The 14,172-nt window shown below is 60.0% G+C and carries 15 protein-coding genes; 9 read left to right on the forward strand and 6 right to left on the reverse strand.

Annotated elements, in window-relative coordinates:
• Positions 1-48: 48 nt before the first annotated feature.
• The gene (locus tag BLT77_RS15450) at positions 49-501 is read left to right on the forward strand and encodes a hypothetical protein (RefSeq protein ID WP_090367056.1); all 453 of its coding nucleotides are present in this window, start codon (positions 49-51) and stop codon (positions 499-501) included.
• The gene (gene mutM, locus BLT77_RS15455) at positions 494-1,306 is read left to right on the forward strand and encodes a bifunctional DNA-formamidopyrimidine glycosylase/DNA-(apurinic or apyrimidinic site) lyase (RefSeq protein WP_090367058.1); all 813 of its coding nucleotides are present in this window, start codon (positions 494-496) and stop codon (positions 1,304-1,306) included. The genes BLT77_RS15450 and mutM overlap by 8 nt, the downstream gene beginning before the upstream one ends.
• 6 nt (positions 1,307-1,312) lie before the next feature.
• Here mutM and coaD read toward each other — a convergent pair whose 3' ends face one another.
• Complete coding sequence (gene coaD / locus BLT77_RS15460; protein ID WP_090367060.1) at positions 1,313-1,798, reverse strand: pantetheine-phosphate adenylyltransferase; 486 nt, start codon at positions 1,796-1,798, stop codon at positions 1,313-1,315.
• 242 nt (positions 1,799-2,040) lie between these two features.
• On the opposite strand from coaD, the gene BLT77_RS15465 reads away from it, so the two are divergent.
• Genes BLT77_RS15465 through BLT77_RS15495 form a run of 7 tightly spaced genes read left to right on the forward strand, consistent with a single transcriptional unit; the run spans position 2,041 to position 9,024 of the window.
• Positions 2,041-3,435: a polysaccharide biosynthesis protein gene (locus tag BLT77_RS15465; RefSeq protein WP_090367062.1), complete on the forward strand. Its 1,395-nt coding sequence runs from the start codon at positions 2,041-2,043 to the stop codon at positions 3,433-3,435.
• Positions 3,432-4,292 carry a glycosyltransferase family A protein gene (locus tag BLT77_RS15470; RefSeq protein ID WP_090367064.1) on the forward strand — a complete coding sequence of 287 codons (861 nt, stop codon included), beginning with the start codon at positions 3,432-3,434 and terminating at the stop codon, positions 4,290-4,292. Before BLT77_RS15465 ends, BLT77_RS15470 begins: the two co-directional genes overlap by 4 nt.
• 8 nt (positions 4,293-4,300) lie before the next feature.
• Positions 4,301-5,362 carry an N-acetylneuraminate synthase family protein gene (locus tag BLT77_RS15475; RefSeq protein WP_090367066.1) on the forward strand — a complete coding sequence of 354 codons (1,062 nt, stop codon included), beginning with the start codon at positions 4,301-4,303 and terminating at the stop codon, positions 5,360-5,362.
• 53 nt (positions 5,363-5,415) lie between these two features.
• Entirely contained in the window at positions 5,416-6,225 is an 810-nt protein-coding gene (locus BLT77_RS15480) for a cytidylyltransferase domain-containing protein (protein WP_090367068.1), read from the forward strand.
• Entirely contained in the window at positions 6,222-7,193 is a 972-nt protein-coding gene (locus BLT77_RS15485; protein ID WP_090367070.1) for an N-acetylneuraminate synthase family protein, read from the forward strand. Before BLT77_RS15480 ends, BLT77_RS15485 begins: the two co-directional genes overlap by 4 nt.
• Positions 7,174-7,842: a NeuD/PglB/VioB family sugar acetyltransferase gene (locus BLT77_RS15490; protein WP_090367072.1), complete on the forward strand. Its 669-nt coding sequence runs from the start codon at positions 7,174-7,176 to the stop codon at positions 7,840-7,842. Before BLT77_RS15485 ends, BLT77_RS15490 begins: the two co-directional genes overlap by 20 nt.
• Before the next feature lie 6 nt (positions 7,843-7,848).
• Positions 7,849-9,024 (forward strand): DegT/DnrJ/EryC1/StrS family aminotransferase, encoded by a 1,176-nt coding sequence (locus BLT77_RS15495; protein ID WP_090367075.1) that lies wholly within the window; start codon positions 7,849-7,851, stop codon positions 9,022-9,024.
• A gap of 63 nt (positions 9,025-9,087) precedes the next feature.
• On the opposite strand, the gene BLT77_RS15500 is transcribed toward BLT77_RS15495, so the two are convergent.
• The 5 genes from BLT77_RS15500 to BLT77_RS15520 form a co-directional block, all read right to left on the reverse strand.
• The gene (locus tag BLT77_RS15500; protein WP_090367077.1) at positions 9,088-10,167 is read right to left on the reverse strand and encodes a polysialyltransferase family glycosyltransferase; all 1,080 of its coding nucleotides are present in this window, start codon (positions 10,165-10,167) and stop codon (positions 9,088-9,090) included.
• Between the two features lie 24 nt (positions 10,168-10,191).
• A complete protein-coding gene (locus BLT77_RS15505; RefSeq protein WP_090367079.1) occupies positions 10,192-11,229 on the reverse strand; it encodes a CDP-glycerol glycerophosphotransferase family protein in 1,038 nt (345 codons plus the stop codon).
• Positions 11,230-11,303: 74 nt separating this feature from the next.
• Entirely contained in the window at positions 11,304-12,083 is a 780-nt protein-coding gene (locus BLT77_RS15510; protein WP_090367081.1) for a glycosyltransferase family 2 protein, read from the reverse strand.
• Positions 12,084-12,312: 229 nt separating this feature from the next.
• Positions 12,313-13,428, reverse strand: coding sequence for a glycosyltransferase (locus BLT77_RS15515; protein ID WP_090367083.1), 1,116 nt, complete (start codon positions 13,426-13,428; stop codon positions 12,313-12,315).
• A 96-nt stretch (positions 13,429-13,524) separates the two neighbouring features.
• Positions 13,525-14,172: NAD-dependent epimerase/dehydratase family protein (locus BLT77_RS15520; RefSeq protein ID WP_143026652.1), on the reverse strand; the 648-nt coding region annotated here is incomplete at its 5' end.

Here is a 14,172-nt window from a genome sequence, read left to right on the forward strand (position 1 = left end):
ATAAAAAACTACAATTTCAGAATAACTTAACTGAAGTTGAGCGTGCTTATGGCGAAACGTCGCACCTGGAACAACGTGCTGATTCTGGCGCTGTCCCTGTTTGGCATGTTGATGCTGTACGTCAGCAACCTGATCAGTCCCAACAGCAGCAGCTACCCGCTGCTGCCGGAAGGGGCTGGCATTGAGGCTCTGGTGATGCAGGAGCTGGTGGTGCGCCGCGATGGCGGTCACTGGCGCTCGGTCCCGGCAGTGGATGACGCTCAGCTGCAGGCGCTGATGGCCCACTGGCGGGAGGCCAGGTTGCTGCCCGTCGCCGAACCGGTTCCGGCACCGATGCAGCCGGTGCAGGTGGATCTGTACCTGGATGACGGCTCGGCGCCGATCACCGTGCTGATCTACCCCCGCTACGGCTACCTGAAGCTGCTGGGGCAGCCGCAGTGGTGGAAGCTGCTGTCGGCCGAAGGCGCTCAACTGTTAAACCGGGAAGGAAAGGATGCCTGAGTTACCGGAAGTGGAAGTGACCTGCCAGGGAATCCGTCCCCACCTGCAGGGGCAAAGGGTCACCGAGGTGGTGGTGAGGCAGCCGCAGCTGCGTTGGCCCATCGAGCCGGAGATTCTGCAGATGCAGGGACAGACGATCACCGGCGTGCGGCGGCGGGCGAAGTATCTGCTGCTGGAAACCGACATCGGCGTGTTGATTCTGCACCTGGGCATGTCCGGCAGCCTACGGGTGCTGGATCCGGCGCCAGCGCCGGAAAAGCACGACCACCTGGATCTGGTGCTGGGCAGCGGGGCGGTACTTCGGCTCAACGACCCGAGGCGCTTTGGGGCCGCCATCTGGTGGACCCACCCCTTACTCGAGCATCCGCTGCTGGCCAAATTGGGCCCTGAGCCGCTCACCAGCGCCTTCAATGCCGATTACCTGATGTCTCAGCTTAAAGGCAAGAAGAAAGCCGTTAAACTGGCGTTGATGGACAATCAGGTGGTGGTCGGTGTGGGCAACATCTACGCCAACGAGGCGTTGTTCAGTGCCGGCATTGATCCCCGTCGTCCGGCCGGCACCCTGAACCGAGCCCGGGTATCGCAGTTGGTGGATGAGGTGAAGACCGTGTTGGCCCGGGCCATCAAACAGGGGGGAACCACCCTCAAGGATTTTACCCAGGCTGACGGCAAACCGGGGTACTTTGCCCAGCAACTGCTGGTGTATGGCCGTGGTGGCGAGGCGTGTCCGCTGTGTCAGCGGATCCTGACCGAGGTGAAGCTGGGGCAGCGGGCAACGGTATTTTGTGACCGCTGCCAGCGCTGAACTCGTTTAACGGTCTTTCAATTTGGCGGCGACCGCGGCATCCACCACCGGATGCAGGAACTCGCTGACGTTGCCGCCATGGGAGGCCACGTCCTTGACCAGGCTGGAGGAGATGAAGGTGTACTCCTGGGCCGGGGTCAGGAAGATGGTTTCCATCTCCGGGTGCAGGTGACGGTTCATGCCCGCCAGCTGAAATTCGTATTCGAAGTCGGCCACCGCCCGTAGCCCCCGAATCAGCACGTCTGCCTTTTCGGCCTTGGCGAAATCCACCAGCAGTCCAGAAAACCCCTTGATGGTGACGTTGTCGATATCGTCGGTAATACGCTGGGCCAAATCTACACGCTCTTCCAGTGACAGCAATGGCTTCTTACTGGCACTGGCGGCGATGCCGACCACCACATGGTCAAACAACTTGGCGCTGCGCTTAATCAGGTCCAGGTGACCATTGGTGATGGGGTCGAAGGTTCCCGGGTAGATGGCGATGCGTTTCATGTGGGCCTCTGGTGAATGGATTAGAATGACTCCGCGCCGGCATGAAATTTTGAGCCAGTCGCCGGCGATGTTGGTGTAGAATAGCAGCTTTGCAAATACTGCTGTAGTTTCAGTATTTCCAGCGTTTTTTTATCCTCTGGGTCAACGCAGGCCGAGAAGAAAACCGGTGCTTCGGCAGGCCGTCCGGCGGTGAACGGAGTCGACAGCAACGGAAGAAGACAGAGTAGAAGGCGAACGATTCTATGAAAAATGTGGTCATTTTTGGCGCATCCAGCGGCGGTAAGATCGTTGCCGATGCCTTGTTGCGCCAACCAGAACGCTATCAGCTGAAGTATTTCCTGGATAATGACGCGTCCCGCTGGGGTCAGCAGTTGCTGGGCATCACCATTGCCGGTGGCATGGATGAGCTGGCCACCCTGGCCAAGGCGGAGCCCATTGACAAGGTGATCGTGGCCATCTCCAGCATCGGTGAGGACGACCTGGCGGTGATCTCCGATACCTGCCGTCAGTGGGACATTGAACTCAGAATCATTCCCCAGGCCCTGGATATCGTGTTTGAGGATCCGATTCTCAATCAGATGCGCGAAGTCAGCGTGGCCGATCTGCTTGGGCGCCATGAGGTCAGTCTGGCGGATGATCTGGTGTCGGCGGAGATTCAGGGGCAGACCGTGTTGGTGACCGGCGCGGCCGGCTCCATCGGCAGCGAGGTGGTGCGGCAGGTAGCGAAATTTGCCCCCGCCAGAATCATCGGCCTGGATGTGAATGAAAACGACCTGTATCTGTTGGAACTGTTTGTCGGCCGCCACTTTCCGGAGATCGTGTTTTCGTCGGTGATCTGCTCGATTCAGGATCGCACCGAGCTGGAACGGGAGTTGACCGGCCAAGGCATCGATGTGGTGTTCCACTGCGCCGCCCATAAGCATGTGCCGTTGATGGAGCGCTCGCCGGTTCAGGCGGTAAAGAACAACGTCTTGGGAACCCTCAATGTGGCCCAGGTTGCGGATGAGCTGGCCATCGGCCGCTTTGTACTGATCTCTACCGATAAGGCAGTGAACCCCACCAACGTCATGGGGGCCTCGAAGCGGGTGGCCGAACTGATTGTGCTGGAGATGAACCGTCGCTCCGATACTCGCTTTATGGCGGTGCGATTCGGCAATGTGCTGGGATCTGCCGGCAGCGTGATTCCCATCTTCAAGGAGCTGTTGAAAGAGGGGCGGGATCTGACCATTACCGATGAGCGCATGACCCGCTACTTTATGACCATTCCCGAGGCGGCCCGGCTGGTGATCGAGTCCGGGGTTCAGGGGCAGGGTGGCGAGCTGTTTGTGCTGGAGATGGGCGAGCCGGTGGAGATTCTGACCCTGGCCCGCAAGATGATCGAGTTGTCACGGGCCCAGTCCGATATCAAAATCATCGGCCTTCGTCCCGGAGAGAAGCTGTACGAAGAGCTGTTCTACGACATGGACAGCGTTATCCCCACCGACAACCGCAAGATTCTGCTGTCCACCGCCGAGGCGGATCAGCAGCTGGATCTGGCGCAGCTGCGCCAGGAGATTGAGGCGGTCATCGCCGACGCCAGCGGCAGCCGGTCCTTCCTCGGTCGCTACGTGGCCAGTTTCAGCGGAGCACAGGCATGAACACCCTGGTGGTGACCCACGTTTACCAGCAGGCCAAGCCGTACCTGGCGGAGCTGTTTGCCTCTATCCAGGCTCAAACCGATCAGGAGTTCGACTGCCTGGCGTTCAACTATGGCCTGGATGCGCCGCTGGCGGAGTTCGGCTTTGTTGGCACGGAAGTGGCTAATGACCACAATCTGGGCATTCCGGATGCCCGCGACTGGGCTCTGCGTTATGCCCTCGAACAGGGGTATGATCTGGCGATCTTTATCGATGCCGATGACGTGATGGCCGCCGACAGGGTCGCCCGCACCAAGGCGGCTTTCAGCGACGAGTTTGGTTTTTACTACACCGGCCTCAACCTGCTGTCGGATCGCCAGCGAGATTTTTTTGAGGGGCAGCAGCCGTCCCAGGTCACGTCGGTCGATGCGGTGATGGCACATAACTTTGTCGGCCTGTCTCACTTCGCCATCAATGTGAAGGCCGCCGCGGCGGTGATTGAGACCATGACCTGTCCGCTGGACGTCATCGCCTACGATTGGTTTCTGACCTCGGCGCTGCTGCTCAATGGCCTCAAGGGTAAGCGGGTGGACAGTATCACCTATTACCGCATCTACGAACAGAACACCGCCGGTTTTACCAACAGCCTGACCCCGGAGAAGCTGAAACGCACCATCAGCGTTAAGGCGATTCACTACCGGGTCATGGCGGAGTATTGCCGGGCCCATGGCTTCAGTGCCATGCTTACTGCTTACGCCGACAAACGGCACCACTATCAAGGGCTACTGGCGCAGGTTGAGGTGGAAACCCCGGCTCAGACGCGCCAGAGACTCACGACTATCCACCCCGCCAATGCCTATTGGTGGAGCGCAATTTAGGAGCTGTAATGAACAGTAAAGTTATCAAGCTGGGCGATCGTGAGATCAGTAACTTTGGTCGCCCCTACGTGATTGCCGAGATCGGTGCCAACCACAATGGTGACATGGCGCTGGCAAAGTCGATGATCGACTCCGCCGTCGACAACGGTGCCGACGCGGTGAAGTTCCAGTCCTGGAGCAACACCTCGCTGATCGCCAAAGAGGAGTATGATCGCAATCAGAGCTATGACGATTGTAAGAAGAAGCACTTTGGCTCCCTGTTTGAGATGGTGGACAAATACGCCCTGAGCACCGAGGACCACCACGAGCTGAAGCGCTACTGCGATGAGAAAGGGGTGGCGTTCTGCTCCACACCATTCTCTGAAACGGAAGCGGATCTGTTGGAGTCGCTGGGGGTGCCGTTCTTCAAGATCGCCTCCATGGACATCACCAACTTGCGCCTGCTCAAGCACGTGGCGGCGAAAGGCCTGCCGGTGATCATCTCGACCGGCATGTCCACCATGGCCGAGATCGATAACGCCGTGGCGGCCATCGAGTCTACCGGCAACCACCAGATCGTGATTCTGCACTGCATCTCCATCTATCCGCCGGCGATGGAAGACGTCAACCTGGCTAACATCAGCATGCTGATGCAGGCCTACGACTACCCCATCGGTTTCTCCGATCACTCCATCGGCAGCGCCCTGCCACTGGCGTCGGTGGCGCTGGGTTCCTGCCTGATCGAAAAGCACTACACCACCGACAAGGATCTGCCTGGCTGGGATCACGCTATCTCCGCCGATCCGGCCGAGTTGAAGGTGATCTGTGACGAGTCCCGTAACATTCAGATCGCCATGGGCAGCACCAAGCGGGTGGTGTCTGATGCCGAGTTGGCCAAGAAAGACAAATTCCGCCGCAGCGTGGTGCTGACCCGGGATCTTCAGCCAGGCCATGTGCTGCAGGCCAGCGACTTTACCTTCAAGCGTCCGGGAACCGGCATCCCTCCGGAGATGGAGATGCAGGTGATCGGCCGCACCATGAAGGTGGCCAAGGGTGAAGACGAGCTGCTTGGCTGGGATGACCTGGGCTAAGTAAACCGACAACAGTAAAGGGCGCCGTCGGCGCCCTTTAGGAAACTAACTGCATGAAAACCGTAGCCTGTATTATTGCCCGCACCACCTCCAGCCGTTTGCCGCTGAAAGTGCTGCGCAGTTTCGATTCCGAGCGTCGTGTGTCGATGCTGGACATCATCAGCACCAGTTTGAAAAAAGCCCGCCGGGTCGACGACATCTTTCTGTGTACCTCCAGCGAAAGCTGTGACGACATCATGGAAGACGTGGCCGAAAAAAATGGCATCAAGCTCTACCGGGGGGCTGCCACCGCGGTGATCGAGCGGATGCTGGCTGTGGCCGAGCAGACTCAGGCGGACTACGTCATTCGGGTCACCGGTGACAACGTGTTTACCGCCGGTGACATGCTGGATGAGCAAATCGCCCAGTGCTACGAGCAGCAACTGGATTACTGCCGGGTGGTGAACGTGCCGCTGGGGATCACTGCCGAGGTGATCAAGGTGACGGCGCTGAAGGACATCTACGCCAAGATCGACCCTGAGGTCAGCGAATATCTGATGCTGTTTGCCTTTGACCCGGCCTGTTACCGCTGTGGTGTGCTCAAGGTGGAGAAGGATTACAGCCACTTCAGCCTGACGGTGGATACCCCTGCGGATCTGGCCGTTGGCCGGGCGCTGCTGCGGGAGCTGGGAGACCGGGCCGATGCCGTGTCCCTGGCCGGGGTGCTGCGTATGCTGGATCAGAAACCTGATACCTTCAAGGCGATCCCCATGGACACCAACATCAAGTTGCCCTACGGCAAGAACGTCGATTTCGCTGCCTTCCTGGCTGATCAGCAGCGACGCATCGATGCCTGCCACGTGGTGAAAGAGGTGCAGTTATGATTGTGATTGCCGAAACCGCCTTCAATCATGAAGGGGACTTCGAGTATCTGTTGAAGCTGATCGATGCCGCTGCCGACAGCGGCGCCGACATGATCAAGTTTCAGGTGCTGATCAATGCCGATGAGTTTGTCAGCCACGGCGCCGATAGCCATGGGCTGATCACCAGTTGGTGTTTTTCGCTCGAACAGTGGCAGCAAGCGCTGGACCGGGCCGAATCCCGGGGACTGCGCCTGTTCCTGATGCCGCTGGATACCGCCGCGGTTGCCCTGTGTGAGCGGCCCTCGGTGGAATTTGTGGAGATCCATTCGGTCAGTTTTAATGACCAGGCATTGATTGACGCGGTACAGGCGCTGCCTAAGACCCTGGCCTTTGGCATTGGTGGCCGCACCCTGGAAGAGGTGGAGTACCTGGTGGCCACCTATGGTGAGGATCGGTTGCTGTTGATGCACGGCTTCCAGGCCTACCCCACCGACATCGAAGATGTCTGCTTTGAGCGAATCAACCACCTGAGTCAGCGCTTCCCCGGGGTGCGCATCGGCTACGCCGATCACTCACCGCCGGACAGCGACGAATCGCTGGAGGCCTGCCTGATGGCTTACGCGCGCGGCCTGCGGATCTTTGAAAAGCACGTCACCCTGGAAGCGGAGCGTACCGATGCCCAAGCCGGGTTACTGCCGCAGGCGATGACCACCTTCGTGGCCAAAATGCAGCGTTTCCACCGCCTCGCCAACCCGGATTCGGCCAGCTGGCAACCGATGACCGACGCCGAGCAGGTGTATCGCCAACGTCAGAAGCAGGTGGTGGCGGCCGAAGCGATCGAACCCGGCCAGGCCTTTACCCGCAGCAACCTGATGCTGTGCATGCATACCAGTGCCGGCAGCCATACCCGTATCAGCGACTTGCTGGGGCGATCCGCCGGCAGCAGTTATCGCAGTGGAGAGGTGATCAATGAGTCTGCCGCAGACTGAGTGGCTGCAAGGCCTGAAAGCCCAGGGCCGATCGGTCTATGCCGTGTTCGGCGCCGGCGGTCATGGCAAGGTGGTGGCGGATGCCATCGAACAGCAGCACCCCGGTTGTCAGGTGGTGGTGTTTGACGATGGCGATGATGCCTCGTCCGCCTGGCCGCTGATGGGAGGCCAGCAGCAGCTGCTGGCCTACCGCCCCTACCTGGACGGTGTGGTGGTGGCCATCGGCAGCAACCCGGTGCGGCTGGCACTGCACCGGCGTTTGCAGCAGGCCGGAATGATGATGTTGACCGTGGTGCACCCCCGGGCCTGCGTCAGTCAGTATGCCAGTGTTGGTGCCGGAACCGTGGTGCTGGCCAATGCCGTGATCAATGTGGATGCACGGGTTGGTGATGCGGTGATCGTCAACTCGGCGGCCGTGGTTGAGCACGACTGCCGGTTGGCCGATGCGGTGCATCTGAGCCCGGGCGCCGTGATGAGCGGCGGCAGTCAGGCCGGCCAGTGCAGCTGGCTGGGTGCGCAATCCTGTTTGCGTCAATTAATTACCGTGGCCGACGGGGTGACCGTCGGCGCGGGCGCAGTGGTGGTGGCCGATGTAGACGCCAACCGTTGCGTGGTGGGCGTTCCTGCCAAACCCCTGAAGTCGGAGTAAGACAACGTGTTGAATACCCCATTTTCCCCCTGGCCCAGCTACAGCCAGGAGGAGGCCGATAAGGCCGCCGAAGTGATCCTGTCCAACCGGGTGAACTACTGGACCGGCGGTGAGTGCCGCGAGTTTGAAAAAGAGTTTGCCGCCTGGTGTGAGTGTGATTATGCGGTGGCGGTGACCAATGGCACCGTGGCGCTGGATCTGGCTCTGAAGGCGTTGAACATCGGTGCCGGCGATGAGGTGATCACCACCTCGCGGACGTTTCTGGCTTCGGCGTCGTCCATCGTCACCGCCGGTGCCACGCCGGTGTTTGCCGACGTCGATCTGGACACCCAGAATGTCAGCGCCGACACCATCAAAGCGGTGCTGACCGAGCGCACCAAGGCGGTGATCGTGGTCCACCTGGCGGGGATGCCGGCGGAGATGGACGCCATCATGGCGCTGGCCGAGCAGCACGGCTTCTACGTCATCGAAGATTGTGCCCAGGCTCATGGCTGCCGCTACAAAGGTCGTCCGGTGGGCAGCATCGGTCACATCGGTGCCTGGTCATTCTGCCAGGACAAGATCATGACCACCGCTGGCGAAGGCGGCATGGTGACCACCAATGACAAAGCGTTGTGGGCGGCGATGTGGAGCTACAAGGATCATGGCAAGAGCCACGCTGCGGTGTACGAGAAAGCCCATCCGCCAGGGTTCCGTTGGCTGCATGAGAGCTTCGGTACCAACTGGCGCATGACCGAGGTACAGGGCGCCATCGGCCGGATTCAGCTGCGGCGGATGGCCGACTGGCAGGCCCGGCGCACCGCCAACGCCGAACGTCTGGTGAACACCGCCAGTGAGTTTGCCCTAATCCGGTCGATTCCGGTGCCGGATTACGTTACTCACGCCTGGTACAAGTGTTATCTGTTTATCGAGCCATCGCAGTTGGCGCCGGGCTGGAACCGGGATCGCATCGTGGCGGCGATCAACGACGCCGGGGTGCCCTGCATGCAGGGCAGCTGCTCCGAGGTGTACAACGAGAAAGCGTTTGACGGTACCGGCTGGCGTCCGGCTGCGCCGCTGGCCAATGCGGTCCGGTTGGGGGAGACCAGCCTGATGTTTCTGGTGCACCCGACACTGACCGAGGCGGAGATGGACACCAGCTGTGAGGTGCTTCGCCGGGTGCTGACTCAGGCGCAGCGCTGAGTCCAACGGTACCAGACACAACAAGGGCACCTGCGGGTGCCCTTGTTGCGTCTGGCGAGGGGGTCAGCTCGTGCCCACGCTGGTCAGGGCCTGCTTCAGCGCCTGCTGCCAGCGGGCGGGGTCGCTGCCCCAGCGGCTCAGGGTGTCGGCCAGGGTGGTGTCGGCCAGGGTCAGCCGGTGGCAGTGCTGTTCAAAGCCGGTGCCGGCGGCGGACAGGATGGAGATGGCCGGTATCACCGAGGGCATGCCAAGCAGAATGGCTTCCAGAGGCACCTTGGCGTTCAGCAGGGTACAGCGCTGGGCAAACTCCTGATACTGGGCGGTGTCTTCCGCCGGGTGGATCTTCAGGTACACCTGGTAGCCCTGGGCCATCAGGGTGTCGATCAGGGTGCGGTAGATGGTCAGCTTGCCGGTGACCCCACAGCCGGCGATGTTCTCAATGGGCTGGGTGCTCAGCACCGCCTCGCGCTGGCCGGTTTGGGCCGGTGGCGTCAGCCGGAACAGCCTCAGTACCATGGCTGACTGCTCCTGAGGATCGAGGAAGTCGATTTTGACCGCCTTGTGACTGATGGACTCGGGGGCCCGCTCCGGCGTGAGTAGGTGCACCTGTTGGCAGCGGGGGCTTTCGCCAAACACCTTATAGGACGGCGTACGACCGGTGAGCAGCCGGCCCGGGCGCTTGAACGCTTTTACCGGCAGCTTGCGGTAATTGCCTTCGCCGTCTTCGATGATGGAAAAGTGCGGTACTACACGACTGAAAAGGCGGGCCATCTTGTTCTTTTCATTGAACAGAATCATTTGTGGCTGGCGGGCATCCAGTAGCGCCCGGGACAGGGCCGGAGACAGGCTGGCCAGTTGCGTGCAGAAGTGGCGGCGGAATCGGGCCGGTGCCGGCAGGTCGCGCATGGCCAGAAAATAGAACAGGGTGCCGATCAGGGTTTTGCTCTGCAGCTTACTGGTTTCCCGGCGGCTGAGCAGGTGAACCTGGATGTGGTCGGGCAGTACGCCGGTGTCCAGCAGCTCCGGGGTGATCCCCTGATAATCGGCAAACAGCACCACGTGGGATTGCACCTGAGGGCGGGTATTGGCCCGTAACACGGCAAACAGCAGGTGGCGCACGGTGGAGCAGACGTAAAATTCCATTGGGATTCCCTTGGTGAGTCAGGCTTACCAGCGCCAGTAGCCCAGGCTTTTTCGTTGCTTGAAGCGTCGGATCAGATTCAGGGGTTTGGACTTGAGGTGCCCCAGCCCGGATTCGATCAGGTTGTTGACCGCCACCAATACCCGCTCGGTGGAGCGGCCATCCCGGTAGGGGTGCAGCTGATTGCTGAAGGTTTCGATGGCGGCCATCAGCTCCGCTGGGTGGCTGTGGGCCAGATCCAGGGCGCCGGCAATCTGTTCCGGCTCGGTGACGTTGAGCAGGTGCGGCTGTGGTGTCTGGGTGTTAAAGGTCACTACCGGCTTTTGCTGCAGCAGGAACATCAACAGCATCGAAGAGGTGTCGCACAGCATCAGGTCGGCGGCCTGCAGCAGCGGGATGACGTTGTCGGTTTCGACAAAGGTCAGGCTGTCGTTCTGCATCCCCTTGTAGGTGTCGATCACCTGCTGCTCCATCTTTGGATGGAATTGCACCAGAATGCGCCATTTGCCCGAGTCTCTCAACGCTTCAATCTGCGGTACCAGCTTCTTGGCACAGCTGTATTTCTGAGAAAACGTTGAGCAGAACAGCAGGGTGGGCCTGGGGTCGCTGGCGTCGAGATAGGGGTTGTCGGCACAGGGGGTAAACAGCGGGTCCAGGTTGGCCCAGCCGGTCTCCACCACATCGAAGAAGCCATGCTGTTTGGCCAGCTCGATAAAGGGGGCAGTGGTGTTCGGGCCCTGGGTGCAGTAGAGGTCGAAACAGCCGCGAATCTCGAAGTGGTCTTCGCGGCCACGGCTGTTGATCTTGCCGGAGTTGAAGCCATGGAACACCCCGACCTTGATGCCGGGAATGAAGCTGGGAACCACATTGCCGGGCACCAAGACCGCATGGGGCTGCCACTCCCGCACCTCATCGACGCTCATCAGCCGGCGTTCGTCCGCCGTCAGAAAACCCGGGTCAACCTCATCGGTGGCCAGAAACCAGCACACTTCGCCTCCCTGTGCCCGTATGGCCTGTTGCAGCGGCCGCAACATGGCGTAAGCGTAACTTTGATGGATGAACATCAGATAGCGTTGATTATGACAGCGATGCACGTGGTACCCGTTAATGTCTGACCGTCGATAAGCCGGTTCTGTGGTTACTTTTTAGGGGGATTGTCGCGGCGGTATTCCAGATACCACAACCCGGCGTATTTGTTGAACGAGGCCTGGGCGAACATCACCGCCATCATCAGTCCGCGGCGGCCATCCAGGAAGCCCAGACGAATGATGTAGATCAGGAAAAAGGTCCACAGCGCCCTCAGTACCGCCACTTCCGGCCCCAGGCTGGGTTTGCCCTGCTCGAAGTATTTCTGGGTGGTTTCCCAGGAGTAGGTGCGGTTTTTCTCCATCAGGTGGTCGAAGCCACGCAGGGAGTTGTGCATCAGGAAGCCGTCTTTAATGGTGGACATCTTGCCTTCGGTGACCACGTGGGCGTGCACCACCACCGGCGTGATGTGGGCACCCTCGCGCTTGAACAGTCGCTTAGGAGCCCGGGCGGAGCGGCCGTGCTTCATCAGTTTGTCCATGATGACGTTGCCCCAGGGCAGCTTGAAGGCGGTCTCTTCGATGGTGTCCTGGGCCAGGATATTGCCGATGGTGCGCTTCATGTTGTCGTCGAGCCATTCGTCGGCGTCGATGATCAGCGCCCAGTCGCAGCTGGCCTGATCCAGGGCACGCTGCTTCTGGAAGCCGTCGCCCGGCCAGTCTTCGGTGATCCACACCTTGTCGGTGTATTCACGGACAATGTCGATGGTGCTGTCGGTGCTGCCAGAATCGAACACGATGATTTCATCTGCAAACCCTTTGAGTGACTCCAGGCAGGGACGGATCCTGTCCTCTTCATTCATACAAATAATCAGTGCAGATAGGGTGTGCATCGATGTGATCCTTTCAGGGTTAAGTGTGGCCTATAGAGTGCCAGTAATGGTGCGCCCTGACCGACTCAGAATCAACGTTTGTGACGGCGGTGGGCAAAGTCGACCAAAGGATATGATTCGGGATGTTAAAAGTCTAGTGACTGAAGGGGATAGAGGCTCAGAACCGGTAGGTTGTGGGAGAAAAGGCGCTGCGTCCGTGTGCCTCGGTGGCCGCAGCGCCTGGTCATGGTTACTGCCTTCCGGTCAGTTGCTTGTACAGCTGAAGGTGCTTATCGATGCCCTGCTGTACATTGAAAATGGTTTCGATGCGCTGGCGGGCGTTGGCACCAAACGCGTCGGTCTGGTCCCTATTCTGCCACAAGCGGGTGATCGCCTTGCCCAGGGCCGGGGCGTCGCTGGGATCCACTACGTAGCCAGACTCGCCGTCTTTCACCAGCTCCGCATTGCCACCGGTGCTGGTGACCACGGCGGCCCGCCCGTAGGCCATGCCTTCAAGTATGGCGCGGGACAGCCCTTCCCGTTTGGTGGTCGGCAGCACAATGATGTCGCTGGCGCCGGACACCTGGGGTGCGTCGTTGCGATAGCCCAGGGCGATCACCTTGCTGGGATCCACCGCCTTGGCCGCCATCTCTTTGACTTTGGGGTCGTCCGGGTTGGCGCCCACCAGCAGGGTGTAGATGGGAGCGTCCTTGGGGAAGTGGTGGGTGGCTTCCATCAGCACATGCAGGCCCTTACGGGGCCGAAGGTTGGCCACCAGCGACAGGGTAAAGGCGTCGTCGGGTAGGTTGAGCTCCGACAGATCGGCTTTGGGGGCCTGGTACCAATCCAGTGAGTGGCCCTTGTAGATGGTGATCAGCTTGTCCTTGCTGCCCCACAGGTGCTTGCGTAGATCCAGTTCCACCGCCTTGGCCACACAGACAATCTTGTCGATGCGGGGGTGCAGCATGTTCAGGTAACTGGAGGGGTCGTAGCGTTTAATGCTGCCGGTCTGGCCGCGATAGGCGATCACCTTCACCGGCAGGCCGATGGCAGCGGTGGCGCCGTTGCTGATGGCGCGGCTGTTAAACAGGTGCAGCAGCTCAAAGCCCTGTTCACGAATCAGCTTGCGAATGAAGCGGATGCTCTTGAGTGACAGTTTGCCGTCAATCTTATGGGGAATGACCGTCAGGCCGTTGTCGCGGTAGTAGTCCACCAGAACCGATTCCGGGCTGCAAAGTACGCTGATGTCGGCTTCGCCGGATTGCTGCAGGCCGAACAACTGAGCGGCTTCGGGACGCACCGGGTTAAGGTTGCTGCGGCCAAGGTAGTCGGCGATGACCAGGACTTTGATTTTCTGTTTTGACATGAAATTGAATCGGTTCTCTGGGTAATAGGGGGATGCTAGAGGGTTGCCAGAAAGAACACAAGGGGCGCCCAAGCTCCCCTTGTGTGGCGGTGAGGTTCAGCCGTAGAAAGCGCGGTACCAGTCGGCGAATCTCTGCAGGCCATCGGCCAGGGAGGTATCCGGGCTGAAGCCGACCGCCTGCTGCAGGTTATCGGTGTCGGCGTAGGTGGTGTACACATCACCGGCCTGCATTGGCTTCATGTTGAGCTTGGCGGTAACGCCCAGCGCCTGCTCCAGGGTGCGGATAAAGGTCATCAGCTCTACCGGTTGGTGGTTACCGATGTTGAACAGCCGATAGGGCGCACTGGAGCGGTCCGGGGTGGCGCAGTCGTTGCTGTCGTCCCGTTCCGGCACCTGCTCCATGACCCGCACCACACCCTCGACAATGTCATCGATGTAGGTGAAGTCCCGCGACAACTTGCCATGGTTAAAGACATCGATGGGCTCGCCGGCCAGCATCTTCTTGGTAAAGCTGAAGTAGGCCATGTCCGGCCGGCCCATGGGGCCGTAAACGGTAAAGAACCGCAGTCCGGTGGTGGGCAGATCGTACAGGTGGCTGTAGGTGTGGGCCATCAGCTCGTTGGACTTCTCGGTGGCGGCGGACAGGCTGATGGGGTGATCGACCGCATCGGTTTCACTGAAGGGCACCTTCTTGTTCATGCCGTACACCGACGAAGAGGAGGCGTACACCAGGTGCGGTACCTG

Source organism: Ferrimonas sediminum (assembly GCF_900100175.1).
GTDB classification, from domain to species: domain Bacteria; phylum Pseudomonadota; class Gammaproteobacteria; order Enterobacterales; family Shewanellaceae; genus Ferrimonas; species Ferrimonas sediminum.

Excerpts from the sequence above, each read along its gene's own strand:
- BLT77_RS15450 (WP_090367056.1), top strand. The coding sequence starts at position 49 with ATGGCGAAACGTCGCACCTGGAACAACGTGCTGATTCTGGCGCTGTCC.
- BLT77_RS15510 (WP_090367081.1), bottom strand. The coding sequence starts at position 12,083 with ATGCACACCCTATCTGCACTGATTATTTGTATGAATGAAGAGGACAGG.
- BLT77_RS15470 (WP_090367064.1), top strand. The coding sequence starts at position 3,432 with ATGAACACCCTGGTGGTGACCCACGTTTACCAGCAGGCCAAGCCGTAC.
- BLT77_RS15490 (WP_090367072.1), top strand. The coding sequence starts at position 7,174 with ATGAGTCTGCCGCAGACTGAGTGGCTGCAAGGCCTGAAAGCCCAGGGC.
- BLT77_RS15480 (WP_090367068.1), top strand. The coding sequence starts at position 5,416 with ATGAAAACCGTAGCCTGTATTATTGCCCGCACCACCTCCAGCCGTTTG.
- coaD (WP_090367060.1), bottom strand. The coding sequence starts at position 1,798 with ATGAAACGCATCGCCATCTACCCGGGAACCTTCGACCCCATCACCAAT.
- BLT77_RS15465 (WP_090367062.1), top strand. The coding sequence starts at position 2,041 with ATGAAAAATGTGGTCATTTTTGGCGCATCCAGCGGCGGTAAGATCGTT.
- BLT77_RS15515 (WP_090367083.1), bottom strand. The coding sequence starts at position 13,428 with ATGTCAAAACAGAAAATCAAAGTCCTGGTCATCGCCGACTACCTTGGC.
- BLT77_RS15500 (WP_090367077.1), bottom strand. The coding sequence starts at position 10,167 with ATGGAATTTTACGTCTGCTCCACCGTGCGCCACCTGCTGTTTGCCGTG.
- BLT77_RS15475 (WP_090367066.1), top strand. The coding sequence starts at position 4,301 with ATGAACAGTAAAGTTATCAAGCTGGGCGATCGTGAGATCAGTAACTTT.
- BLT77_RS15505 (WP_090367079.1), bottom strand. The coding sequence starts at position 11,229 with ATGTTCATCCATCAAAGTTACGCTTACGCCATGTTGCGGCCGCTGCAA.
- BLT77_RS15485 (WP_090367070.1), top strand. The coding sequence starts at position 6,222 with ATGATTGTGATTGCCGAAACCGCCTTCAATCATGAAGGGGACTTCGAG.
- mutM (WP_090367058.1), top strand. The coding sequence starts at position 494 with ATGCCTGAGTTACCGGAAGTGGAAGTGACCTGCCAGGGAATCCGTCCC.